This is a genomic window from Burkholderia cenocepacia (assembly GCF_014211915.1).
Classification (GTDB): domain Bacteria; phylum Pseudomonadota; class Gammaproteobacteria; order Burkholderiales; family Burkholderiaceae; genus Burkholderia; species Burkholderia orbicola.
In genome coordinates, this window is the sequence record NZ_CP060041.1 from 565,009 (window position 1) to 588,557 (window position 23,549).

22 protein-coding genes and 1 pseudogene are annotated in these 23,549 nt (G+C 67.6%); 11 read left to right on the forward strand and 12 right to left on the reverse strand.

Annotation, left to right across the window (positions count from 1 at the left end):
* Nucleotides 1–2 precede the first annotated feature (2 nt).
* The 7 genes from SY91_RS31775 to SY91_RS31805 all read right to left on the reverse strand — a co-directional run bounded on the left by SY91_RS31775 (nucleotide 3) and on the right by SY91_RS31805 (nucleotide 7,777).
* Nucleotides 3–1,007, reverse strand: a complete 1,005-nt coding sequence (locus SY91_RS31775) for a cyclodeaminase (protein ID WP_105798407.1) — start codon at nucleotides 1,005–1,007, stop codon at nucleotides 3–5.
* A gap of 1 nt (nucleotide 1,008) precedes the next feature.
* A complete protein-coding gene (eutB, locus tag SY91_RS31780; RefSeq protein WP_023477946.1) occupies nucleotides 1,009–1,980 on the reverse strand; it encodes a hydroxyectoine utilization dehydratase EutB in 972 nt (323 codons plus the stop codon).
* A gap of 107 nt (nucleotides 1,981–2,087) precedes the next feature.
* Nucleotides 2,088–3,500: a PLP-dependent aminotransferase family protein gene (locus SY91_RS31785; protein ID WP_023477945.1), complete on the reverse strand. Its 1,413-nt coding sequence runs from the start codon at nucleotides 3,498–3,500 to the stop codon at nucleotides 2,088–2,090.
* Nucleotides 3,501–3,679: 179 nt separating this feature from the next.
* A complete protein-coding gene (locus SY91_RS31790; protein ID WP_023477944.1) occupies nucleotides 3,680–4,504 on the reverse strand; it encodes an HpcH/HpaI aldolase/citrate lyase family protein in 825 nt (274 codons plus the stop codon).
* Between the two features lie 19 nt (nucleotides 4,505–4,523).
* Nucleotides 4,524–5,702 (reverse strand): CaiB/BaiF CoA transferase family protein, encoded by a 1,179-nt coding sequence (locus SY91_RS31795; RefSeq protein WP_023477943.1) that lies wholly within the window; start codon nucleotides 5,700–5,702, stop codon nucleotides 4,524–4,526.
* Nucleotides 5,703–5,714: 12 nt separating this feature from the next.
* Nucleotides 5,715–6,878: an acyl-CoA dehydrogenase family protein gene (locus tag SY91_RS31800; RefSeq protein WP_043888624.1), complete on the reverse strand. Its 1,164-nt coding sequence runs from the start codon at nucleotides 6,876–6,878 to the stop codon at nucleotides 5,715–5,717.
* Between the two features lie 38 nt (nucleotides 6,879–6,916).
* Nucleotides 6,917–7,777 carry a MaoC family dehydratase N-terminal domain-containing protein gene (locus tag SY91_RS31805; protein WP_023477941.1) on the reverse strand — a complete coding sequence of 287 codons (861 nt, stop codon included), beginning with the start codon at nucleotides 7,775–7,777 and terminating at the stop codon, nucleotides 6,917–6,919.
* A gap of 322 nt (nucleotides 7,778–8,099) precedes the next feature.
* Here SY91_RS31805 and SY91_RS31810 point away from each other — a divergent pair, with 322 nt between their 5' ends.
* The 8 genes and pseudogenes from SY91_RS31810 to SY91_RS31840 all read left to right on the forward strand — a co-directional run bounded on the left by SY91_RS31810 (nucleotide 8,100) and on the right by SY91_RS31840 (nucleotide 14,677).
* A complete protein-coding gene (locus SY91_RS31810; protein ID WP_043888623.1) occupies nucleotides 8,100–8,579 on the forward strand; it encodes a MarR family winged helix-turn-helix transcriptional regulator in 480 nt (159 codons plus the stop codon).
* Nucleotides 8,576–10,699 (forward strand): FUSC family protein, encoded by a 2,124-nt coding sequence (locus tag SY91_RS31815; protein ID WP_185921435.1) that lies wholly within the window; start codon nucleotides 8,576–8,578, stop codon nucleotides 10,697–10,699. Before SY91_RS31810 ends, SY91_RS31815 begins: the two co-directional genes overlap by 4 nt.
* Nucleotides 10,700–10,733: 34 nt before the next feature.
* Nucleotides 10,734–10,946 carry a DUF1656 domain-containing protein gene (locus SY91_RS31820; protein ID WP_006481008.1) on the forward strand — a complete coding sequence of 71 codons (213 nt, stop codon included), beginning with the start codon at nucleotides 10,734–10,736 and terminating at the stop codon, nucleotides 10,944–10,946.
* 97 nt (nucleotides 10,947–11,043) lie between these two features.
* A pseudogene (locus SY91_RS35640) lies at nucleotides 11,044–11,172 on the forward strand (biotin/lipoyl-binding protein); the annotation flags it as partial.
* 95 nt (nucleotides 11,173–11,267) lie between these two features.
* Nucleotides 11,268–11,921 carry an HlyD family efflux transporter periplasmic adaptor subunit gene (locus SY91_RS31825; RefSeq protein WP_409557538.1) on the forward strand — a complete coding sequence of 218 codons (654 nt, stop codon included), beginning with the start codon at nucleotides 11,268–11,270 and terminating at the stop codon, nucleotides 11,919–11,921.
* The gene (locus tag SY91_RS31830) at nucleotides 11,918–13,414 is read left to right on the forward strand and encodes an efflux transporter outer membrane subunit (RefSeq protein ID WP_185921436.1); all 1,497 of its coding nucleotides are present in this window, start codon (nucleotides 11,918–11,920) and stop codon (nucleotides 13,412–13,414) included. Before SY91_RS31825 ends, SY91_RS31830 begins: the two co-directional genes overlap by 4 nt.
* Nucleotides 13,415–13,588: 174 nt before the next feature.
* Nucleotides 13,589–14,014: a molybdopterin-binding protein gene (locus tag SY91_RS31835; protein ID WP_124591832.1), complete on the forward strand. Its 426-nt coding sequence runs from the start codon at nucleotides 13,589–13,591 to the stop codon at nucleotides 14,012–14,014.
* A 75-nt stretch (nucleotides 14,015–14,089) separates the two neighbouring features.
* Nucleotides 14,090–14,677 (forward strand): nitrogen fixation protein NifQ, encoded by a 588-nt coding sequence (locus SY91_RS31840; protein WP_124591833.1) that lies wholly within the window; start codon nucleotides 14,090–14,092, stop codon nucleotides 14,675–14,677.
* Between the two features lie 94 nt (nucleotides 14,678–14,771).
* Here the strand turns inward: SY91_RS31840 and SY91_RS31845 are convergent, their stop codons facing one another.
* The 3 genes from SY91_RS31845 to SY91_RS31855 form a co-directional block, all read right to left on the reverse strand.
* Nucleotides 14,772–15,002 (reverse strand): hypothetical protein, encoded by a 231-nt coding sequence (locus SY91_RS31845; protein WP_185714682.1) that lies wholly within the window; start codon nucleotides 15,000–15,002, stop codon nucleotides 14,772–14,774.
* Nucleotides 15,003–15,025: 23 nt separating this feature from the next.
* Nucleotides 15,026–16,090, reverse strand: a complete 1,065-nt coding sequence (locus tag SY91_RS31850; RefSeq protein ID WP_124591834.1) for a DMT family transporter — start codon at nucleotides 16,088–16,090, stop codon at nucleotides 15,026–15,028.
* Between the two features lie 488 nt (nucleotides 16,091–16,578).
* The gene (locus SY91_RS31855) at nucleotides 16,579–17,253 is read right to left on the reverse strand and encodes a ProQ/FinO family protein (protein WP_006481002.1); all 675 of its coding nucleotides are present in this window, start codon (nucleotides 17,251–17,253) and stop codon (nucleotides 16,579–16,581) included.
* A 654-nt stretch (nucleotides 17,254–17,907) separates the two neighbouring features.
* Here SY91_RS31855 and SY91_RS31860 point away from each other — a divergent pair.
* Entirely contained in the window at nucleotides 17,908–18,492 is a 585-nt protein-coding gene (locus SY91_RS31860) for a DUF2889 domain-containing protein (RefSeq protein WP_034175413.1), read from the forward strand.
* A 117-nt stretch (nucleotides 18,493–18,609) separates the two neighbouring features.
* On the opposite strand, the gene SY91_RS31865 is transcribed toward SY91_RS31860, so the two are convergent.
* Nucleotides 18,610–19,101 (reverse strand): flavodoxin family protein, encoded by a 492-nt coding sequence (locus SY91_RS31865; protein ID WP_006481000.1) that lies wholly within the window; start codon nucleotides 19,099–19,101, stop codon nucleotides 18,610–18,612.
* Between the two features lie 203 nt (nucleotides 19,102–19,304).
* Nucleotides 19,305–19,958 (reverse strand): TetR/AcrR family transcriptional regulator, encoded by a 654-nt coding sequence (locus tag SY91_RS31870; protein ID WP_105798409.1) that lies wholly within the window; start codon nucleotides 19,956–19,958, stop codon nucleotides 19,305–19,307.
* 83 nt (nucleotides 19,959–20,041) lie between these two features.
* Between SY91_RS31870 and SY91_RS31875 the strand changes: the two genes are divergently transcribed.
* Both SY91_RS31875 and SY91_RS31880 read left to right on the forward strand, forming a co-directional pair.
* Nucleotides 20,042–21,166 carry an MBL fold metallo-hydrolase gene (locus tag SY91_RS31875; protein WP_185921437.1) on the forward strand — a complete coding sequence of 375 codons (1,125 nt, stop codon included), beginning with the start codon at nucleotides 20,042–20,044 and terminating at the stop codon, nucleotides 21,164–21,166.
* A 127-nt stretch (nucleotides 21,167–21,293) separates the two neighbouring features.
* Nucleotides 21,294–22,310, forward strand: coding sequence for an AraC family transcriptional regulator (locus SY91_RS31880; protein WP_185921438.1), 1,017 nt, complete (start codon nucleotides 21,294–21,296; stop codon nucleotides 22,308–22,310).
* Nucleotides 22,311–23,549 lie beyond the last annotated feature (1,239 nt).

The window sequence follows — 23,549 nt, forward strand, 5'->3', positions numbered from 1 at the left end:
TCTCAAGTCGTGAGGTCGTTGTGAAAGATCGTGCCTGCTTGCGCCGCCCGCGCGCGTTGCAGCGCGAGCACGGCGATTGCGGTGTCCTGCGCGCCGGTGCCGGTCAGGTCGCAGATCGTGATGTCGTCGCGATGCGTGCGGCCGTCGCGGCGGCCGGCGATCACTTCGCCGAGTTCGGGAAACACGGCGTCGGCTGCAACGGCCCCGGCCGCGATCGCGTGCGCGAGTTCGCCGGCCACGCGGGTCTGCTGCAGCCGGTCGCAGAAATAGCGTGCGGCGCCGAACACCGACGGTGCGAGTTCGGTCTTGTAATCGGCGTCCGAGCCCATCGCCGTCACGTGCAGCCCCGGGTGCAGGTCTTCCGCGCGCACGAGCGGCGCTCGGCTCGGCGTGGTCGTCACCGCGATGTCCGCGTCGGCCAGCGCCGCATGCACCGAGCGCGCGACGATCGCGTCGATTCCATGCGCGGCATGCACGTCGGCCGCGAAGCGCGCGGCACGTTCGGCGTCGCGCGCCCACACCGTCACGTGCGTGATGTCGCGCACCAGCATCAGCGCGGCCAGTTGCAGCCGTGCCTGCTCGCCCGCGCCGACGATCGCCGCGCGGCGCGCATCGGCGCGCGCGAGCCGGCGCGCGGCCACGGCGCCGGCCGCCGCGGTGCGCACGGCCGTCAGGTAGCCGTTGTCGAGCAGGACGGCCTCGGTCAGGCCGGTGCGCGCGGACAGCACGAGCATCAGCCCGTTCAGGCTCGGCAACCCGAGCGACGGGTTGTCGAAGAAGCCGGGGCTGACCTTGATGGCGAAGCTGTCGAAGCGCGGCAGGTATGCGGTCTTCACGTCGACTTCGGCGTGGCGCGCCGGCAGCGCGAGATTCAGGATCGGCGGCATCACGACCGCGTCGGTCGCGAGCGACGCGAACGCGGCCTCGACCTGGTCGATCGCGGCGAGATCGAGCGGCACCAGCGCACGCAATTGCGCCTGGCCGAGCAACGTGACGGGATGGGCCATGTCAGTTCTCCGAAACGAGCCGGCGATGCGCGGCCATGTCGATGTTCGCGCCGCTCACGACGACCACGATCGGGCCGCCGCGGTCGCGACGCACGATCCGCTCGTCCAGCAACGCGGCGAGGCCGACCGCGCCGGCGCCTTCGACGACGAGCCGCTCTTCGCGATACGCATGCGCGATGCCGCGCGCGATCGACGGCTCGTCGAGCAGCACGACGTCGTCGGCCAGCGCGCGCGTCATGTCGAACGTGTAGCGGTTGTCGAGGCCGATGCCGCCGCCAAGCGAATCGGCCAGCGTCGGCTGCTCGGCGACGTCGACCGGGCGACCGGCCGCGAGGCTCGCATGCATCGCGGCGCCGCGCGCCATCGATACGCCGATCATCTCGATCGGCGGCCGAATCGCCTTCGCGGCAAACGCGACGCCGCTGAACAGGCCGCCGCCCGACAGCGGTACGACGAGCGTCGCCGTATCGGGCAGCGCTTCGAGGATCTCGACGCCGATCGTCGCCTGGCCCGCGATGATGCGCGGATCGTCGAACGGCGGTACGTACGCATAGCCTTCGTCGCGCACCAGGCGCCGTGCTTCGGCCTGCGCGTCGTCCTGGCTCTCGCCGACGATCACCACGCGCGCGCCGAGCGCCGCGACCGCCTCGACCTTGTTGGCCGGCACCAGCGACGACATGCAGACGGCCGCGTCGATGCCGAGCGCGCGTGCCGCATGCGCGACAGCGCGGCCGTGGTTGCCGGTCGACGCGGTGACCACGCGCGTCACGCGTTGCGCGGCGAGTTCCGCGAGTGCATTGGTCGCGCCGCGCAGCTTGAAGCTGCCGGTCGGCTGCAGCGTTTCGAGCTTCAGGTAGACGGGGGCGCCCGCGCGCGCGGACAGCGCGGCGGACGCGACGAGCGGCGTACCGTCGGCGCGCCCGGCGAGGCGACGGCGCGCGCGGTAAACGTCGGACAGCGACAGGAAAGACATGGAACGCGCGCCTCGCGACGAATGTGATGCGATCCAGTCTAATGTTCCAAATCGCGCTTTCGAATGTCCTGATACATTGCGCGCGACATCGCGGCAGCGCCGCCGGTTCAGTGGAAATCGTTCAGGTGCGGATACTGTTCGAACACGCCCGCGATCGTCTCGAGCGCCGCGTTGCACGCGGCATCGGAGGTTTCGGCGCCGATGCACACGCGTACCGCGTTCGGCCGCTCCGTGCCGCCGACGAGAAACGGATCGGGCGACGTCACCGCGATCTTGCGGGAGCGCAGTTCGCGCACGATCCGCTCGGCCTGCCAGTAGTCGGGCACGCGCAGCCAGGCCGACAGCGCGTTCGGGTGCGCACCGAGCACATACGGCCCCAGCGCGGCCTTCACCCTCTCCTGACGCACCGCGAGCCGCTGGCGCTGCAGTTCGACGAGCCGCCGCGCGGTGCCGTCGGCGATCCAGCGCGTCGCGATCTCCGCGATCGGCGACGTCGCCATCCAGCAGCTCACGCGCAGCACGCTCTCGACGCGCAACGCGAGCCGCCGCGGCATCGCGAGATAGCCCGTGCGCAATCCGGTCAGCACCGATTTCGTCATGCTCGTGCAGTAGAAGCCGAGCTCCGGGATCAGGCTGGCGATCGGCGTGCCCGTCTTCTCGGGCAGCGGGCCGTACACGTCGTCCTCGATCACGTACACGCCGTAGCGCGTCGCGATGCGCGCGATCGAGCGCCGCCGCGACTCGGGCATCAGCGACACGGTTGGGTTATTGAGGGTCGGCGTGCAGACGAGCGCACTGATCCGTTCGCTGTCGCACATCTCCTCGAAATGTTCGGGACGGATGCCGTGCTCGTCCATCTCGAGCCCCTTCAGCGTAAACCCGAGCACGTTCGCGGAGCCGATCACGCCGTGATCGGTCAGGCTCTCGCACAACACGGTGTCGCCCGGCCCGACGATCGACGCGAGCGCGAGAAAGATGCCATGCGCCGCGCCGTTCGTGACCAGCAATGATTCGCGGTGCACCGGCATGTTCAGCGACGCGAGCCATGCGGCGCCGGCGTCGCGATGCGCATCGAGGCCGGCGATCGGCCGGAACGAGCGAATCCACGGCTGATCGTCGGTGCCGGCCAGCGCCGTGCACACGCCGCGCCACGCGGCATCGTGCTCGGGCGTGTGCACGATGCGGGCGATCGAGAAGTCGACCAGTTCGCGCTCGGTCGTATCGAGGATGTAGTTCGACATCGATTCCGTCACGCGCGCGGCCACGAAGCTGCCGCGGCCGACCTCGCAGCGGATCAGCCCCTGGCGCTCCAGTTCCTTGTACGCGTTGGTGACGGTCTGCACGCTGACGCCGAGGCTCGATGCGACGTCGCGCTGCGGCGCGAGCCGGGCGCCCGGCGCGAGCGCGCCGTTCTCGATGTCGCTGGCGATCGCCTTCACGAGCCGCTTGTATTTCGACTCGATGCCGTGCACCGCGCCGAGCGCGTCGCGCCAGCCTGCCGATACCTCGGTCCGTCCCATCTCGATGTCTCCGTCGTGGCTTCCGCATGGTCGCTCAGAAAGACACCCTGAAAATATTGTCCTAGTGCAATCGCGCGCGAAAGCAGGACGTTGCGGGTCGAATCGGACAGTGCAATCGGCGTGCCCGCACGGACGCCGGCGCGGCACTTCGATTGTTCGGAGGAATGTCGGGGAAGCGGCTACCCGCGCAGAATGCGCCGTGCCTTCAGGATCACCGGCATGTCGACCATCCTGCCGTCGAGCGCGACCGCCGCGCCGCCGCTCGCGTCGACGGCATCGAGCACGCGCCGCGCCCACGCCTGCTCCGCGTCGGTCCACGCATACGCGCGATGCACCGCGTCGAGCTGCTTCGGGTGAATGCACAGTTTTCCGCCGAAGCCGAACCGCCGCGCGTGGCGCGCATGCCGTTCGATCGCGGCGGGATCGTCGATGATCGTCGACACGCCGTCGACCGGCGGCGCGATGCCGGCCAGCCGCGACGCGAGCACGATCCGCGAGCGGAATGCGTTCAACTCTTCCCCGTCGCCGTCGATGCCGAGATCGACCTGGAAATCGAGCGTGCCGAACGCCACGCGCACGACGCGCGGCGCGGCACACACCTGATCGAGCCCCGCGATCCCGGCCGCCGTCTCGACGATCGGCAGCAGTTCGAGCGCGCCGTGCGCGTGCGCGAGTACGGCATCGAGCTGCGCACGCGTCTCGCATTTCGGCAGCATCACGCCAGCTACACCCGGATGCTCGGCGATCGCAGCGAGGTCGTCGGCGAACCACGCGGTATCGACCGCATTCACACGCACCCACACGGGCCGCGCGGCATCGAGCCGCGCGACGACCGCGTCGCGCGCCGCCGGCTTGCCGTCCGGCGGCACCGCGTCCTCGAGATCCACGATCACCGCGTCGGCGCCGGCCGCGCGCGCCTTCTCGAAACGCTCCGGCCGATTGCCGGGAACGAAGAGCCACGAACGGGCGCAGGCGGAGGCAGTGGCGGGAATCGTGTTGGTCATCGTCGTCGTGAAAGCGCAATCAGATCGTGCCGTTCGCGCGCAGCGCATCGATCCGCGCGCGGTCGTAGCCGAGTTCCGTGAGGATCGCGTCGGTATGCTGGCCGAGCGCCGGCACCGCATCCATGCGCGGCTCGACGCCGGCGGGCAACCCGGGCGGCAATAGCGCGGGCACCGGGCCCGCGGCCGTGTCGACGCTGCGCCAGCGCACCCGCGCCTGCAATTGCGGGTGCCGCCATACGTCGTCGAGCGTGTTCATCCGTGCGTTCGCGATGCCGGCCGCGTCGAGCCGCTGCATCACGTCGGCGGCCGTCAGCGTCGCAAATGCATCGACGATCAGCGCATCCACCACGTCGCGCGCCGCATGCCGTTTCGAATTCGCATTGAAACGCGGATCGTCGGCCAGCGCCGGCTGCCGCAGCACCTGCGCGCAGAACAGTTTCCATTCGCGCTCGTTCTGCAGCCCGAGCATCACGGTCTTGCCGTCCCCGGCCGGGAATGGCCCGTACGGGCAGATCGTCGCGTGCGACGCGCCCGATGGCGCGGGCGGGCTTTGGCCGTCGATCGCGTAGTAGAGCGGGTAGCCCATCCACTCGACCATGCTCTCCAGCATCGACACGTCGATCCGGCAACCTTCACCGGTGCGGCCGCGCATCAGCAGCGCGCTCAGGATGCTGGTGTACGCGTACATGCCGGCCGCGATGTCCGCGATCGAGCAGCCGGCCTTCGCCGGTTGCCCGGCCGAACCCGTGATCGACAGGAACCCGGCTTCGCTCTGGATCAGCAGGTCGTAGGCCTTGCGGTCGCGATACGGGCCGTCGCCGCCGTAACCCGAGATGTCGCAGACGATCAGGCGCGGATGCGTGTGCTTCAACGCGTCGTAGCCGAGGCCGAGCCGCTCGGCCGCACCGGGCGCGAGATTCTGCACGAGCACGTCGGCATCCGCGAGCAGCGCGTCGAGCACGGCGGCCGCATCGGGTTGCTTGACGTCGAGCGTCAGGCTCTCCTTCGAGCGGTTCACCCACACGAAGTGCGACGACAGCCCGTGCACGCGTTCGTCGTAGCCGCGCGCGAAATCGCCGCTGCCGGGCCGTTCGATCTTGATCACGCGCGCGCCGAGATCGGCGAGCTGGCGCGTGCAGAACGGCGCCGCGATCGCATGTTCGAGGGTGATCACCTTGATGCCGTCGAGGGGTCGCATCGTCGGCCTCCGTCAGAACGAGCGCGGCAGGTCGAGGATGTGCTCCGCGACGTAGGCCAGGATCAGGTTGGTCGAGATCGGCGCGACCTGGTACAGCCGCGTCTCGCGAAACTTGCGCTCGACGTCGTATTCGCATGCGAAGCCGAAGCCGCCGTGGAATTGCAGGCATGCGTTCGCGGCCTCCCACGACGCGTCGGCCGCGAGCAGCTTCGCCATGTTCGCCTGCGCGCCACACGGCGCGTGCGCATCGAACCGGCGCGCGGCGTCGAAACGCATCAGGCTCGCGGCCTCGACGTTCACGAACGCGCGCGCGATCGGAAACTGCACGCCCTGGTTCTGCCCGATCGGGCGACCGAACACGACGCGCTCCTTCACGTACTGCGACACCTTGTCGATGAACCAGTAGCCGTCGCCGATGCATTCGGCCGCGATCAGCGTGCGCTCCGCGTTCAGCCCGTCGAGGATGTACTTGAAGCCTTGCCCCTCCTCGCCGATCAGGTTCTCGGCCGGAATCTCGAGGTTGTCGAAGAACAGCTCGTTGGTCTCGTGATTGACCATGTTCGGAATCAGCCGCACCGTCAGCCCGTGACCGATGGCGTCGTGCAGGTCGACGACGAAGATCGACATCCCTTCGGACTTTTTCTTCACGTCGGCGAGCGGCGTCGTGCGCGCGAGCAGGATCATCAGGTCCGAATGCTGCACGCGCGAGATCCATACCTTCTGCCCGTTGATCACGTAACGATCGCCGCGCCGCTCGGCGGTCGTCTTGATCTTCGTCGTGTCGGTGCCAGTGGTCGGCTCGGTCACGGCCATCGACTGCAGGCGCAGCTCGCCGCTCGCGATCTTCGGCAGGTACGCGCGCTTCTGTTCGGCCGAACCGTGGCGCAACAGCGTGCCCATGTTGTACATCTGCCCGTGGCACGCGCCGGAGTTGCCGCCCGCGCGGTTGATCTCCTCCATGATGATCGACGCCTCGGTGAGGCCGAGCCCCGAGCCGCCGTATTCCTGCGGAATCAGCGCGGCGAGCCAGCCGGCCTTGGTCAGCGCGTCGACGAACGCGTCGGGATAGCCGCGCGCGTCGTCGATCTGGCGGAAATACTCGCCGGGAAACTGGCTGCACAGGTCGCGCACCGCTTCGCGGATGTCCTGGTACGGGTCGTGTTGCGTCGTCTGCATGTCCGTCGTCGATGAAGGAAGAAAGGAAAGGGAGCGCGTCATGCGAGGGCCGCGGTGGCCTGCATCGTCAACCAGCCGTCGCGGTCCTTCGCCCACAGCTCGATCGTGCGGCCGTCGTCCGACGGCTTGCCGCACAGCGTGAACGGCTGCCCGTCGAAGGTCGGGCGCACCGCGCGAAACGCAAAGCTCGCGAGCGTCGCGTCCGGCCGTTCGCGGTGCACGAGATCGACGAGCAGCGTCGCGATCAGCGGGCCGTGCACGACGAGCCCCGGATAGCCTTCTTCCTGCGTCACGTAGCTGCGGTCGTAGTGAATGCGATGGCCGTTGAAGGTCAGCGCCGAATAGCGGAACAGCATCACCGCGTCGGCCGTGACCGTGCGCGACCACGCTTCGCCGGCAGGCGGCGCGACCGGCTTCGGTGCGGGCGCACCCGGCTGCGGCGCGTCGCGATAAACGATGTCGTGCTCCTCCTCGACGCACAGCGCGCCGCCGGCTTCGATCCGGTGCTGCACCGTCACGAACACGAGCCGGCCGCTGCGACCAGTCTTGTCCTCGATGTTCGCGATCGTCGATTCGCGTGTCGCACGCTGGCCGGCGCGCAGCGGCGCATGGAACGTCAGCCGGCCGCCGGCCCACATGCGGCGCGGCAGCGGCACCGGCGGCAGGAAGCCGCCGCGCTTCGGGTGGCCGTCGGGGCCGACCTCGGCCAGCGGCGCGACCGGCAGAAAGTAGAGCCAGTGCCACATCGGCGGCACGACGTCGCCGGGCGACGGGCGGTCGAGCGTGGCGGCCAGCGCGTTCAGCGGGAACGCGGTGATGTCGTCGCCAAGCGTTTCGGTCTTGCCGAGCCACGCGTCGAGCGACGCGGGGGCGGCAGGCTGCGGGGATGAGGTCGGCACGTCGGTCTCCGGTGCGCTGCAATGACCCTGAATATGCACGCCACGCGCGGCTTCGCGAAGTCGGCTTTCCCGAACCGGGGCTTCGAATTTGCTTAACGCGCGCGGGCATGTGCCGTGCTGCCGGACGGTTCTCGTCTGACTATTCAATATAGTCGGCCCGCCGAACGTGCGCGGCTCGCGGTCGCCGGCCTTGCCGCTTGACCCCGGACGACACGCCACCTAAATTGCTTCAGACGGGCCGGCCGGGCCGCATGCGACGTGTCATTCGGGTGACAAAAACGATAGTTTGCTATCGAATGTTTTTGCCCCTATCATCTCGCCCATGACCAATCTGCACGACCTCCGCCTCGCCGTCAGCAGCCTGCTCGTGCTCACCGCGCGCAAGTGGCGCCGCACCAGCGACGGCGTACTGACCGCGTACAACGTGTCCGAGGCCTGCGCGACGCCGCTGCTGATCGCCGGGCGCCTCGGTGAAGGCGTGCGGCAAGGCACGCTCGCCGAGCACGTCGGCATCGAAGGGCCGTCGCTCGTGCGCCTGCTCGATCAATTGTGCGCGGCCGGCCTCGCACGCCGCGACGAGGACCCGCACGATCGCCGCGCGAAGACAATCTCGCTGACAGTTGCCGGCCGCGCGGTCACCGCGCAGATGGAGGACGACCTGCGCGCGCTGCGCGCCCAGGTACTCAAGGGTGTGTCGCGCGCCGATCTCGAAGCCACGCTGCGCGTGCTGAACGCGTTCAACACAGCCGACCCGCATCCGCCGGCGTCGCGCCCGCCCCACTCCGCCGATTCCGCGTCATGACCTATCCGAGCCTCCGCGACTGGCTGTTCTCGGGCAAGACGTTCGCCGCGTCGATGCTGGCGCTGTACCTCGGCCTGTATTTCCAGTTGCCGCGCCCGTACTGGGCGATGGCGAGCGTCTACATCGTGTCGAACCCGTTCGTCGGCGCGACGCGCTCGAAGGCGCTGTACCGCGCGCTCGGTACCGCGCTCGGGGCGGCCGCCGCGATCTTCTTCGTGCCGCCGTTCGTCGAGACGCCGCTCCTGTTCAGCATCATCGTCGCGACCTGGTGCGGCACGCTGCTGTACCTCGCGATCTCCGACCGCACCGCGCGCAGCTACGTCTTCATGCTCGCCGGCTATACGATGCCGCTGGTCGCGCTGCCCACCGTCACCGATCCGTCCACCATCTTCGACGTCGCGATCGCGCGCACCGAGGAAATCGTGCTCGGCATCGTGTGCGCGAGCGTGGTCGGCAGCGCCGTGTTCCCGAACCGGCTCGCGCCGACGCTGATCGAGCGCACCGACGCGTGGTTCAAGGACGCCGCGTTCTACGGCCGCGAAACGCTGTCCGGGCACCTGGCCGGCAAGGCGCTGTCCGCATGCCGGCAGCGGCTCGCCGCGACCATCACCGGCCTTGAGTTCCTGCTGAGCCAGCTGGGCTACGACCATGCGCATCCGCGCGTGCTGGCCCGCGCGCAGGCGCTCGCGGGCCGGATGCAGCTGTTCCTGCCGCTGATGTCGTCGCTCGCCGACCCGCTGATCGCGCTGATGCGCGACCTGCACGTGCGCCCGCCCGCGCTCGACGCGCTGCTGGCCGACGCCGCGAAGTGGTTCGACGCGCCGCTGCCGGCGGTGAAGACCGGCACCGACGGTGACATGGCGCACGATCCGGTCGCGGACGACCTGCGCGAGCGCATCGCCGCGCTGCAGCCGCCCGACAGCGCACTGGCGAGCTGGGACGGCGCGCTGCTGTCGAATGCGCTGTGGCGGCTGCGCCAGGTCATCGACATCTGGCAGGACTGCCGTTCGCTGCGCGCATTGATCGCGAACGAGTCGGGCGTGTGGCAGCCGCGCTACCGGCACTGGCGGCTCGGCGGCACCGAACGCTTCTTCGATCGCGGGATGATGCTGTTCTCGACGCTGACCGTCGTGTTCGCGATCGTGTTCGCGTGCTGGCTGTGGATCTCGTCCGGCTGGCACGACGGCGCGGCCGCCGTCACGCTCGTGGCCGTGTCGTGCAGCTTCTTCGCCGCGCTCGACGAGCCCGCGCCGCTGGTGTTCAAGTTCTTCCTGTCGACCACCGCAAGCGTCGTGTTCGCGGGCCTGTACCTGTTCGTCGTGCTGCCGCACGTGCACGATTTCGCGATGCTCGTGCTGATGTTCGCGGGCCCGTTCATCCTGATCGGCACGCTGCTGCCGCGCCCGCAGTTCAACATGGTGACCATGCTCGTCGCGGTGAACACGGCCACCTTCATCAGCATCCAGAGTGCGTACGAGGCCGATTTCTTCGTGTTCCTGAACAGCAACCTCGCGGGCGTCGCCGGGCTGCTGTTCGCATACGTGTGGACGCGCGCGACGCGACCGTTCGGCGCCGAACTCGCGGTGCGGCGCCTGCTGCGCTCGGGCTGGGAGGACGTCGCGCGCTCCGCATCGACGCAGCCGCTCGACGATCAGCGCAACCACGCATCGCGGATGCTCGATCGCGTCACGCAACTGCTGCCGCGCCTCGGCGCGTCCGACGACCACCGCCACCCGTCGATCGAAAGCTTTCGCGACCTGCGCATCGCGCTGAATGCGCTCGACCTGCGCCGCTCGCGGCGCCGGCTGTCGGGCGACGTGCCCGACGCGATCGATCGCGTGCTGGCCGGCGTCACCGATCACTACACCCGCTGCGCGGCCGCGAACGCGCGCCAGCCCGTGCCGCCCGCGCTGCTCGCGACGATCGACGACGCGCTGCGGCGCGTGGCCGGCCGCAACCTGCCGGCCGCCGCGCAGGCCGACGGCGCGGCCGCGCCCGCGGTGCCGGCCACGCATCGCCGGCTGCGCGACACGCTGCATGCGCTCGTCGGCCTGCGCCTGTCGCTGTATCCGGCCGCGGCCGCGCAAGCGCCGCAGGCGCCGGACGGAGCGCGCGCATGAGCCGGCTTTCCACCTTGTCATTCCGACCGCGACCATGATCGGCGAAATCGATATCTTCGGCGTGTTCGTGCCGGCCCCGCTCGTGCTGATGCTGATCGCATACCTGATCAACATCGTCGTGCGCGCGGTGCTCGAGCGCGTCGGCTTCTACCGCCTCGTCTGGCACCGTTCGATCTTCGACCTCGGCATCTATGTATTCGTGCTGGCCGCCGTCGTGATCGTGTCCCACCAACTCGTGGCTACCTAACGTGAAAAAAACCTGGCTCTCGGCAGGGCAAGTCCTGCTCACCCTGATCGTCGTCATCGTGGCCGGCCTCGTGCTGTGGCGCATCATCAACTACTACATGTTCTCGCCGTGGACGCGCGACGGGCACGTACGCGCCGACGTGATCCAGGTCGCGCCGGACGTGTCGGGCCTCATCACGTCGGTGCAGGTGGCCGACAACCAGGAGGTCAAGCGCGGCCAGGTGCTGTTCGTGATCGACCAGGCGCGCTACACGCTCGCGGAGCGGCTCGCCGAAGCGGCGCTCGCGCAGCGTCGCGCGACGCTGGCGCAGGCGAAGCGCGAATACGCGCGCAACCTGCAGCTCGGCAACCTGGTCGCGAGCGAACAGGTCGAGGAAAGCCGCACGCGCGTCGAGCAGGGCGAAGCCAGCGTCGCCGATGCGCAGGTGTCGCTCGACACCGCGAAGCTGAACCTGCAGCGCACGACGATCGTCAGCCCCGTGGACGGCTACCTGAACGACCGCGCCCCCGCGCCGGCGAATACGTGCCGGCCGGCCGCGCGGTGCTGTCGGTGGTCGACCGCAACTCGTTCCGCGTCGACGGCTACTTCGAGGAAACCAAGCTGCGCGGCATCCATATCGGGCAGCCGGTCGACATCATCGTGATGGGCGAGCCGCATGCGTTGCGCGGCCACGTGCAGAGCATCGTCGCCGCGATCGAGGATCGCGACCGCACGCAGGGCGCGAACCTGCTGCCGAACGTGAACCCGGCGTTCAGCTGGGTGCGGCTCGCGCAGCGCGTGCCGGTGCGCGTCGTGCTCGACGAGGTGCCCGACGATTTCCGGATGATCGCGGGCCGCACCGCGACCGTGTCGATGCGCGGCGCCGACGCGCGCCGCAACGACGCGAAGCCGGCTGGCGCCAGCACCGCATCGGCGGCCGCGCCGGTTCGCGCTGCGTCCGGTACGGCCGCGAGCGCTGCGGGAGCATCGCAATGAAGCGGCACGGTCTGCGCATCGCGGCGACGCTCGCTCCGCTTGCACTCGCACTCGGTGCGTGCAAGTCGGTCGGCCCCGACTACAAGTTGCCGCAGCACGCGTACGTCAATGCGCCGCTGGCGAACCATGCGCTCGACGACGCGAACGGCGCGCTGGTGTCGCGCGACGCGGTGCCCGGCAACTGGTGGCAGCTGTACGACGACCCGGTACTCGACGGGCTCGTGCGCGATGCGCTGAAGTCGAACACCGACCTGCGCGTCGCCGCGGCCAACCTCGCCCGCTCGCGCGCGGCGCTGGTCGTCGCGAACGAACAGGGCGGCTTCTCGGGCAGCGCGGAAGCGGCCGTGCAGCGCGCGCAGGAATCGGCCGAGCAATACCTGCTCGATAACAAGCTGCCGGTCGTCAACGAAGGCACGGTCGGCATCAACGTGTCGTACGAGCTCGACCTGTTCGGCAAGCTGCGGCGCGGCGTCGAAGCCGCGCGCGCGGACAGCGAGGCCGTCAAGGCGGCCGGCGACCTGGCACGCATCACCGTCGTGGCCGACGTCGTGCGCGCGTACGTCGAAGCGTGCTCGGCCGGCGACGAACTGGCGATCGCGAAGCAGTCGCTCGCGCTGCAGCAGCAGCGCGTGAAACTGTCGCAACGACTGCGCGATGCCGGACGCGGCAACCAGACCGACGTGACCCGCGGCGTCACGCAGGTGCGCACGCTCTCCGCCGACATTCCGCGCTTCGAAGGCCGCCGCAAGGTCGCGCAGTACCAGCTCGCCGCGCTGCTCGCGCGCGCGCCGGCCGACCTGCCGAAAGCCGCCGCCGAATGCGAACGCCTGCCGAAGCTGCGTCAGCCGATTCCGATCGGCGACGGCGCCGCGCTGCTGCGCCGCCGCCCCGACGTGCGCGAGGCCGAGCGGCAGCTCGCCGCCGCGACCGCGCGGATCGGCGTGGCGACCGCCGCGCTGTACCCGTCGGTCAGCATCGGTGCGTCGGCCGGCTCGGTCGGCGTCGCCGCCGACCTGTTCTCGTCCACCACGAATCGCTGGTCGTTCGGTCCGCTGATCAGCTGGTCGTTCCCGGTCAACGGCCAGCGTGCGCGCGTGCGCGAAGCCGAAGCCGCGACGGGCGGCGCACTCGCACACTTCGACGGCGTCGTGCTGAATGCGCTGCGCGAAACGCAGTCGAGCCTCGCGACCTACGCGGCCGACGTGCAGCGCACGGACGCGCTGCGCACCGCGTACGAATCGGCCCGCAATTCCGCCGACGAAACCCATCGTCTCTATGCGGCCGGCCGCGAATCGTTCATTTCCGATCTCGACGCAACGCGCACGTTGACGAGTGTGCGGGCGCAGGTCGCGGCGGCCGAAGGTCAGGTCGCGGCCGACCAGGTGCGGCTCTTTCTCGCGCTCGGCGGTGGATGGGACGGCGACGGTGCGGCAGCCGCCGCGGACGCCGGCTCCGCGGCCACGGCGCCCGCGGCCGGCCAGTCGACGCCGTAGCGCCGTCGCGGTCGGGATATGACGTCCGCGTGACGGCACGCCCTGTGGCGACGCGTTTTACCGATTCGCGCCATCGCATTCGCACGGCCTGCGTTGACGGTACACTGGCCGATGCATTTCCATTCATCTGCTGCCGCGGCCGGCCCGGCCGCGGCATCCACCCGGAGAGTCATCATGCGAACCAGCGCCCGCAACCAATTCGCCGGCCAGATCGGCGCCGTCAAACCCGGTGCCGTCAATGACGAAATCACGCTGCGCACGCAGGACGGCCTCGAGATCGTCGCGGTGATCACCCACGGCAGCGCGGCATCGCTGGGCCTCGCGGCCGGTACGAAGGCGTTCGCGCTCGTCAAGGCATCGTCGGTCATCGTGATGGTCGACGTCGACAGCAGCAAGGTGTCGGCCCGCAACTGCGTCGCGGGCACCGTCGCGTCGATCGCGAAGGGCACGGTCAATTCGGAAGTGGTGATCAAGGCCGCGGGCGGCGCGGAAATCGTCGCGATCGTCACCAACGACAGCGTCGAACGTCTCGGTCTCGCAAGCGGCACCGCTGCCTCCGCGATCTTCAAGGCATCGAGCGTGATCGTCGGCGTCGAGTGATCGCGTGACGATCGCGATGGAGATTCGTTGTGCCCCTCGCATGCGTGCGGTCTCGTTCTCGTCCGGAGACTGGCGATGACCGCTTCGACCGATCACACGTATGAAGAGGCGTTGCAGTCGCTGCATTTCGCGGCGGCCAACGCAGACGTGCCCGATGCGCAGCTGTTCGGCACACTCGTTACGGCACGCGCCGGGCGCAACGAACTCTCGCTGCTGGGCTTGTCTCCCGATCAGTTCACCGGCCTGCTGGCCCGACAGTTTCCGCATCTGCGATCCGTCGATACCGTTGCACTCACGTCGGCGGTCGCACCGCTACCGTTGCCGGCCACGCACTCGGCATTCGTCGCGACGCTGCATGCGCGGCTGATGGACGAAGCGAATCCCGCCGTCGCCCGCGACGATGCCGACTGCCTCGCCGCGATCATCGCGCATGCGTGTCTGCGCCCCGATCATCTGTGGCGCGACCTCGGGCTCGACGGACGCGACGCGGTGACCGCGATGCTCGCGCGCTTTTTCCCCACGCTCGCCGCGCGCAACGTCGCTCATCTGCGCTGGAAGAAATTCCTCGCGCAGGAAGTGGCCGCATCGCTCGGCGTGCCGCCCGGGCCCGCACCCGGATGTCCGGGCTGCGAGGATTTCGGCTTCTGCTTTCCTCGTGCGTGACGGGTGTCGCGGCAACGGGCGGGCCGATATCCGTTTCGTCGCATCGCCGGCCGGAAAAGCCGCGTTGACCGGCATGGCGAGCGCGCACCCGCCGTTACGCGACTTCGACGCCACATTCGGCTTCCACGAAAAAGCCGCGGATGATGTCCATCCGATCAACAACGGTTGCACGATCGTCAAACCGCAGACCGGTTGCCGGCACGCGTTGCGCTCCTCCACCCGATCGGCAGCGCGCGGCTTCCGGCACGCGAATGCCGGCAACCCACATTGCCGAACCGATGACCGGCTTTTCCCGCCTCCCATAAACGGTCACCTTGCGATGCAAGACACGCGTCGCTCACGACACCGTCAATGCCGATGCCGGTGATGAATGTCCGGAAAATGCGCGTGGCTGTGCGTGATCGGCAGATGCACATGCGGATGCGTGTGCGGTTCGGCGCCGTCATACGGAAAGTCGTGCGCGTGCTGGTGATGGTCGTCGTGCCGATGCCGATGCGTATGCTCGAGCCGCTCGTGCACGTGCGTGTGTTCGTGCCGTTCGCGCACGTGCAGCCAGAGGCCGAGCGCCATCAGCGCGGCCGCGATCCAGAACGTCGCGGGCGGCAGCGCGGGCCAGATCAGCAGCGACAGTGCGACTCCGAATAGCGGGGCGACCGAAAAATATGCGCCGGTGCGCGCGCTGCCGAGATGACGCAGCGCGACCACGAACAACACGAGGCTGATCCCGTAGCCGCCGAGCCCCGTCAGCATCGCCGCGGCCGCGACCGGTAGCGCAGGCAGCGTCGCGCCGGCCGCCAGCGCGATGCCGATGTTCACCGGCCCCGCGATCAGCCCTTTCATGCATGCGATCACCATCGCGTCGTTCGCGGCCACCTTGCGGGTCAGGTTGTTGTCGACCGCCCAGCACAGGCACGCACCGACGATCAGCAGCGCGCCGACCGGCACGCCGGCCCGGCTGCCTGGCGTCCACGACAACAGCGTGCCGCCAGCGACGATCGCCACCATGCCGAGGAACACCTGCGTATCCACGTTCTCGCGAAACACGACCCACGCGATCACCGCCGTCAACACGCCTTCGAGATTGAGCAGCAACGCGCTCGTCGCCGCCGGCGTACTCGACAGCCCGAGCATCAGCAAAGCGGGGCCGGCCACGCCGCCCGCCGCGATCGCACCGGCCAGCCACGGCAGACCGGCACGCTGCAACGGCGCGGCGTCCGCGGCGGATGCGCGACGGCTGTGCCAACCGCGCAGCAGAATCCCGATGCCGAGCCCGACGCCGCTGCCGAAATAGAAGAGGCCGGCAACCATGAACGGCGACATTGCACCGATCAGCGCCTTGGCGAGCGGTGTCGCGGCGCCGAACAGGGCGGCGGCGGCGAGCGCGACGAAAATCGCGGAGTGTCTCGAGTTCATGGTCCGGGTCGAATTGAAGTTGATGAAACTGGGCGTGGCTTTGGGTCGAGGCGGGCGCCTTACTTTTCGAAAGGCTGGCTGTATCGTGGTGCCCGACTTGCCTGCGGCCTGACGATCCCGTCGTGATTATCGCGCGCCGTTTTGTCGGGGCGGGCAGACGGGATCGCGCGCACGTCGATCGACGATTTCCGTCTCGTCATTTCGGAAAACGAATTATCTGGTCGACATGTTTTCATGAACATGTCCTGCATATTATTGATGCTCGATCAGCACGATCGAAACATCATGCGCATCGAGGCCGATCGACGAATGTGGGTCGTCCGGTCGCGTTGTCTGTTCGACGAGGGAGGGGATGTACCAGCAGGTTCAGCGCCGGTGGAGGCAGTCCCGACCTGCCTCTGGCGAGGCAAGTCGGTCTGGGGTGTCATGCACCGCACGCGGCTTGCATGCGGCTACGCGCGGCTCGATGGACGGCAGTGCGGTGCGGATTACTCGTTACCGGCCGATTGCTGCTCGACCTGCGGCGCGGCGTCGGTCTGCACCGGCGCTTCCGCTTCGGCCTGCGCCGGTTGCGGCGCGGCAGCAGCGGCCTCGGCCTGCTGCTCGGCCTTCGGCTGCTGCGGCGCGCCCTTGGCCTGTTGTGCCGCGCCCTTGCCCGGGCGGCGGGCCTTCAGGCGGCGCGCACGCGCCGCATCGTCGTGCGTCACGCGCCCGGCTTCGTTGCCCTGCAGGTCGACGCGCACCGCGTCTTCGACGAGGCAGGACCAGTAGCGATTGCCGCGGCACCACGTCGACATCGCTTCGCGCAGTTCGGCTTCGTTGAGGCCGACGGCCTGCGCTTCGCGTGCGAGATCGTCCCAGATACCGACCTTGAGCGGTACTTTGGGGGCCGGATTCTTCGGGAACGCGCGCGGAAACTTCCGCTGCAGTTTGCCGATCGCGACGATGACCGGATCGACCGGCGCCGCCGGCTTCGCCGAAGCAGGCTTCGCCCGATGCTGCGTCTTCGCGCCGGCACCCGGCTTGGCGCCACGCGACGGCTGGTCGCCGGACTTCGGCTTCGCGCCGGCGTCCGTCGGCGCTGCCGGCCGCTTTGCGTTGCGCTCCTGCTTGGCCTTCGCCGCGAGCTGCGCCCGCAATTCGGCAAGTTGTTCAAAACCCATAAATTCAATCCACCAGGAATATAAGGTGTGGTTCGTGCGGCCATGCCGCGCGGCACAACAGCTTCGCCGCCATGCGTGCGGCCGGCCTGCCGCCGGTGCGGAACACTACGGGGCCGCATCGCGCACGCCACTCTGTTTTCAGGCACCCGGCCTCGATGCCGGACAAGGCAGGAGTGGAAGTATACCGGTACGCGCGACAGCCGGTTGACTCGCCGGTCTGCATTTGCGCGATCCGGGGTGCCGGAAATGCGTCCGCGCGGTCGTGTTGCGCATTATATGGATACGCTTCCGGATGTCACGCCATTCGCGGCCCCTGCTGGAAAACTGCGCCGGGCCGGGCCGACGCGCAAGGCGCAAAGTGCGATCTTCCGCGCGACGGACGTCGAACGGTGTCGTGTCGCAACCGCCACGCGTGGCGTAGCCGCCGACCTCGCACGACCCGCCCGCTCGACACCCGTTTGCGCCGGCCGCGATACGCGACTCGTTGCGTGCGCATCGATCGCGTCGCGAACGAAGATCTCGGAAAGTGCGTAGTATGGCCGAATCGACTTCGTTGGCAGCATGTCCCCGCCTGCTTTTCTCCGCGCGCCCGATCGACCGGGCGCGATTCCGTTGCCTGCGAAACGACCTGGTTACACGAGATGGAGCGCAAGCATGGTTTCCCAAGACGACACCCCGCATGACGGCCTCACGCGCGAGGAGATTCACCATCGGCAGATCGACATGCGCGGCTATCGGCGCAGCGATGGCCTGTTCGAAGTGACGGCCTGCCTCGCGGACCGCAAGACCAGCGATTTCACGCCGCCCGGAGGCGCGCGAACGGTCGCGGCACTGACACCGCTCCACGATCTCGGCGTCACGCTGGTGTTCGACGTCGACATGGTCGTTCGCGCCGTCTCCACGTTCATGCGTTCGCATCCGTATGCGCAGTGTTCGGGCGGCGGCAACTCGCTGCAGGCGCTCGTCGGATTGAACATCGGCGCCGGCTGGAACAGCGAGGTTCGCAAGCGCCTGCGGTCCTGCGATACGTGCACGCACTTGAAGGAACTGCTCGGCCCGATTGCGACGACGGCTTATCAGACGATGGTCGGCATGCGGCGATCGTCGCTCGATTACCGCGACAGCGAAGGGAAGCCGCTCAAGATCGACAGTTGCTACGCCTACGGTGCATCGCGTGATCTCGTGAAACGTCTTTGGCCCGAGTACCACCAGCCTTCGGCACCGACGAAGGGCAGTTGAAGTTCCGACGCTCGGCGGTTCGGCGCTGTTTGCGGAAATTTGCGAAACCGCCAGTGCGCGGACGGCTGCGGGCCGTGCCGGTGTCGATCCGGCAGATCGGAGCCGCCGCAGTCGTGATCAGAACACGCCCAGTGCCAGCCCTGCAGCAAGACCCGCGCCGAGTTCGGCGCAGCGCGCGAGCGCGTCGCTGTCGATCGTCTTCGTTGCGAGAATACGCTCCGGCGTCTGCGCATGCGTGCAGACGATCAGGCCGGGCGCCACGCTCTTCAGCCGCCATCCGGTCGCGATCCGGTCGATCTGGCGCAACGCGTTCTGCCCGTCGCTTCCCGCGCAGATCATCGCCGCATACGGGCGGCCGTTCACGCGATCGAGCGCCGCGTAGTAGCAGCGATCGAAGAAATCCTTCATCAGCCCGGACATCGCCGCAAGGTTCTCCGGCGTCGCGAACAGGTATGCGTCGGCGGCCAGCACGTCGTCGGCGCTCGTCGCGTCCGCACGCTGCAACCTGACGTCGACGCCAGGCTGCTCGCGAGCTGCACCGGCAGCCGCTTCGGCCATCTGTTGCGTGCCTCCGGTCATCGTGTGATAGACGATCAACAGCGTTTTCATGGGTCGGTGCTCGCGTTCGGCTTCGAGTGCGTCGGCAGTATCGTTGAGCCCAGGTCAACTGGCCGGCCGGCACGGATGGGCGTCATTTGACGTTCGTTTTTCCCCGGATCGACCGGTTTGCCTGCTCGCCAACAGCGCGCGCATCGCAATGGTTTCGATCTGCCCGGGGAGCCGGATGCTTCCGGATGTGTCCGGGACCGCGTTCAGTCTTGCCGGCGATGCCGTGCAGCGCCGTCGTCGGGTCGCGCGTAGTACGCAAGGAACATATCGGCAGCCGATTCCGCGACCTTCTGCTGCTCCTGCGCCGTCAGCGGCGGCTGGCCCATCGTGATCTGCGGCCAGAACGCGAATGCCTTCACCGCGCCATGCAACTGATGCGCGGCGAACACCGGATCGGTGACTGTCAGGCGACCGGCCGCCGCGGCCGCACGCACCCAGACCGTGACATCTTCCTCGCGCTCGCCGAGACGCTCGACCATGTCGCGCGCCCGTTCCGGCGAATGGATGGCCGCGCCGATTGCGACACGCGCCAGCGCGAGAAAGGCCTCGTCGTTCATCAACCGCAATTTGCGGTCGAGCAACGCGAGCAGTTGCTCGCGCAGCGGCACGTCGGCGCGATAGGTGGGCGAACTGCCGGTGCGAGTCGCATCCCACAACTTGTTCAGGATCGCGGCGAACAGCGTCTCCTTACCGGGGAAGTGGTTATAGACGGTGCGCTTCGACACGTCCGCGCGCGCAGCGATACGATCCATGCTCGTCGCATCGTAGCCCGCGGCGAGAAATTCCTCGATCGCCGCATCGACGATGGCCGCGCGCTTTCGGTCGGTCAGACGCTGAGGGGAAGTACTGGTATCCATACAGAAATTTTACACCGGGCAGTTTACTTATCCCAAAAATAAACTACACTGTTTAGTGTACTTTATTCTCCGGACGAACCGACATGGCATCGCCTCTCGTTTTGATTCATCGCATTCTGGGTTTCGCGGCCGCCCGACGCGGCCGGACGCTCTCCGGCAGTTCGCCGCAGCACAACGGCGAGCGCTTTGCCAATGTCGCGCCGCGCCCCGCCGAAGGATTGGGCAAGACGCTGGGAATCGCCTGGAACATGCTGGTCAACAAGCCGCGTCATACCGTGCCCGCCGGCGCGTTGCCCGTCGATTCGCTGACCCGCGCGGAACTCGACGCGGCACCCGATCGCAGCCTGTATCGGCTCGGCCATTCGACGCTGTTGCTGAAGCTGCGTGGCGAATTCTGGCTGACCGATCCGGTGTTTGCGGAGCGCGCGTCGCCGTTTCGGCGTATCGGCCCCAAGCGCTTTCATGCGCCGCCGATCGCGCTGGAAGATCTTCCGCCGCTGCGCGGCGTGATCCTGTCGCACGATCATTACGATCACCTCGATCGCGACACGGTGCTCGCGCTGGCCGCCACCACCGACGTGTTCGTGACGACGTTGGGCGTCGGCGATCGGCTGATCGAATGGGGTATCGACGCGAACAAGGTCCGCCAGCTCGACTGGTGGCAAAGCATCGATGTGGCCGGGCTGACGCTGACGGCGACGCCAGCCCAGCACTTCTCCGGGCGCAGCTTGTTCGACGGCAACAGTACGCTGTGGGCGTCGTGGGTGATCGTCGACGACGACCTGCGCGTGTTCTTCAGCGGCGATACGGGTTATTTCGACGGCTTCAGGAAGATCGGCGAGCGCCTCGGGCCGTTCGACGTCACGCTGATCGAAACGGGCGCCTATGATGCGCAATGGCCGTACGTTCACATGCAGCCGGAAGAAACCGTGCAGGCGCACATCGATTTGCGCGGGCGCTGGTTGATGCCGATCCACAACGGTACGTTCGACCTCGCGATGCATCGCTGGCAGGAGCCGTTCGAGCGGGTCACGGCGCTGGCGCTCGTGCGCGGTATCGAACTGTCGACGCCCCGAATGGGCGAACGCCTCGATCTCGACGCGCCGCATCGCGGCGAGCGCTGGTGGCGCACGGTCGACGAGCGCGCGGCAACGCCGGCGGCGAAATCGCGACGCTGGCAGCTGTGCGCATCGCAGGCGACGAAATAGTCCGCAATCGCCGCACGCGCCTTCCGGGAGGATGGCCGTGCAGCGGCGCCGGGTGGTGCATTCGTTGCCGGCTTCCCCTGCACGTCGACGGCCTGCCTGTCGACCCGATTACTAGAGTAGAGAAGTCATGCATCCGGCATCCCTCCGATACATATCCGGCCAACGAAACGATGACGTCGCCATCGCGGCATTCGACCAGGCGAGCGACCGTTCGACCGGTCGCAGCCGCGAGAACGAGCTACGACAGACGCTCGCGGAGCGCGTCGCGAGATGGACCGAAGGAGTCGATCATCTCGACACGGCCATTCCCAACCTGAGCTTTCATCGAAGGGAAGCGCCAACGCAGCCGATGGAATGCATGGTCGAGCCGAGCTTCGGTCTCGTCGTTCAAGGCGCGAAGCGGGTCATGCAGAGCGGCGACGCCTACATCTATGACACGGACCGCTTTCTGATCACGTCACTCGACCTGCCCGGTTCGACGCAGATCATCGAGGCCAGCCCCGACAAACCGTTTCTCGGGCTCGGCCTCAAGCTCGATTTTCGCGTCATGGCCGAATTGATGATGCAAGTCGCGCCGGATCACGACGATGCGCCGGCCGGCCGCGGGCTCGTCGTCGGCGACATGACCGAGCCTCTGTACGACGCGCTGAACCGGTTACTCGCGCTGCTGGACGACCCGAACGCGATTGCCGTTCTCGCACCGTATGTCGAGCGGGAGATTTACTATCGGCTGCTGACGAGCGATCAGGGCGGCCGCCTGCGTCAGATTGCGTCCGCCGGCAGTCAGTGCAACCGCGTGTCACGCGCGATCCGGTGGTTGCGCGCTCACTACGACGAGTCATTGCGTGTCGATGATCTTGCGGCGCAGGTTCAGATGAGCAGCTCGACCTTCCATCACCACTTCCGCCAACTCACCGGCATGAGTCCTCTGCAGTACCAGAAATGGATACGGCTCAACGAGGCACGTCGGCTGATGCTGGCGGAGCGGCTCGACGCCGCGTCGGCGGCGTTCAGGGTCGGGTATGCGAGCCCGACCCAGTTCAACCGGGAATATAGCCGGCTGTTCGGCAACTCTCCGCGAAGGGATATCGATAGCCTGCGAGGTGGCGGGGATGTCGCCTTGTCGATCGTCGCGAGTTACTGATGGCGGCACGGTGGCGGGATGTGTCGGCTATTACAGGTGAACGGCGCAGGACTGGCGCCTCGCATGCGGGGTCGAGCGGGCTCAGACTGAAATGAAGCGCCCAACGCCGATATGTTTCCAACTCGGATGAATTGCTCGGCGTCTCCCTTCCTGCTTATCGTCAAACATCGCCGACGTGTATCGTGCGGCCGGGCCCACACTTTCACCTCTCCTTTGGCTACAGACGAACCGCCCGGAGCCGACGATTTCGGCGGACCGCCCCCCGCCCCTCCCAAAGGCTACGTCGGACCGGCCGCCTATAAATCCCCAATGTCAGCATCGTCTCGCAATGCTTCGCGACTCCGTTAATAGGGAGGCCGACGCATGCGTTGTCACGTGACAACTGGCGCTAAATATCAGAGCGCCCAGCACTGGGCGCCGCGATCCAGTGATGCACTAATCCCCGCGCTTCGACACCCGCGACAGTTGCCCCACCGCGAAACGTACTAAAAACTACGAATTACGTATTTATCACGACGAATTTCGGTGGAGTCCCGCCAATTTTCGTTGCCCACACGCCAAAACCCATACGCCCCAATTCCGGGCATCACTAAGCTCATTTGGCGTGAAACAGCATGAAGAATATGGCGCAAACCATTGCCACACAAGGATTTCTGGCAAGCGTCGATTTTCGGAAAATGTTTCACGAACCGACCCGCTCGCGTTGCTACACGTCGCCAACACATGGATTCGACGCCAATAGTGACCCGGATTGCATGAATCTCCTGCATATCGGGGCCCTCCAGCGCGAGGATCTGATATTCGTTACGAAACCAGCCCCTGCCCTATTGGCCCATGCGAGCGGCAATGCAGGATTTCGTATCCTCTATAAATAGGGACATATCATAGCCGCTATATCCCACACGAACATGCGCAGCAATCGCACAGCGCGTTGCACCAGCACCCCGAGCGTACACACGAAGATAAGGGAATCAAGTTGCTGACTACGCAGTTCGTACCGCGCCACCCCAAACGCGCCTTGCAACGCCTCCCCCGGATACTCCGCTCCCATATACCCACCCGTTGCCCGAGCTTTCAGGCGCCCGCTCCCGTTGTCACGTGACAACTCCCTTGGCGATTCACCGACGAGCCGGTGGGACCAGAAATATCCCCACCGGCTTTCTTCCTGAGCAACGTGCCAGCTACGCAGCATCGGCAACCGCGACTACGTCTTGACGATCGGAAAGTTGCTCCTGGGGC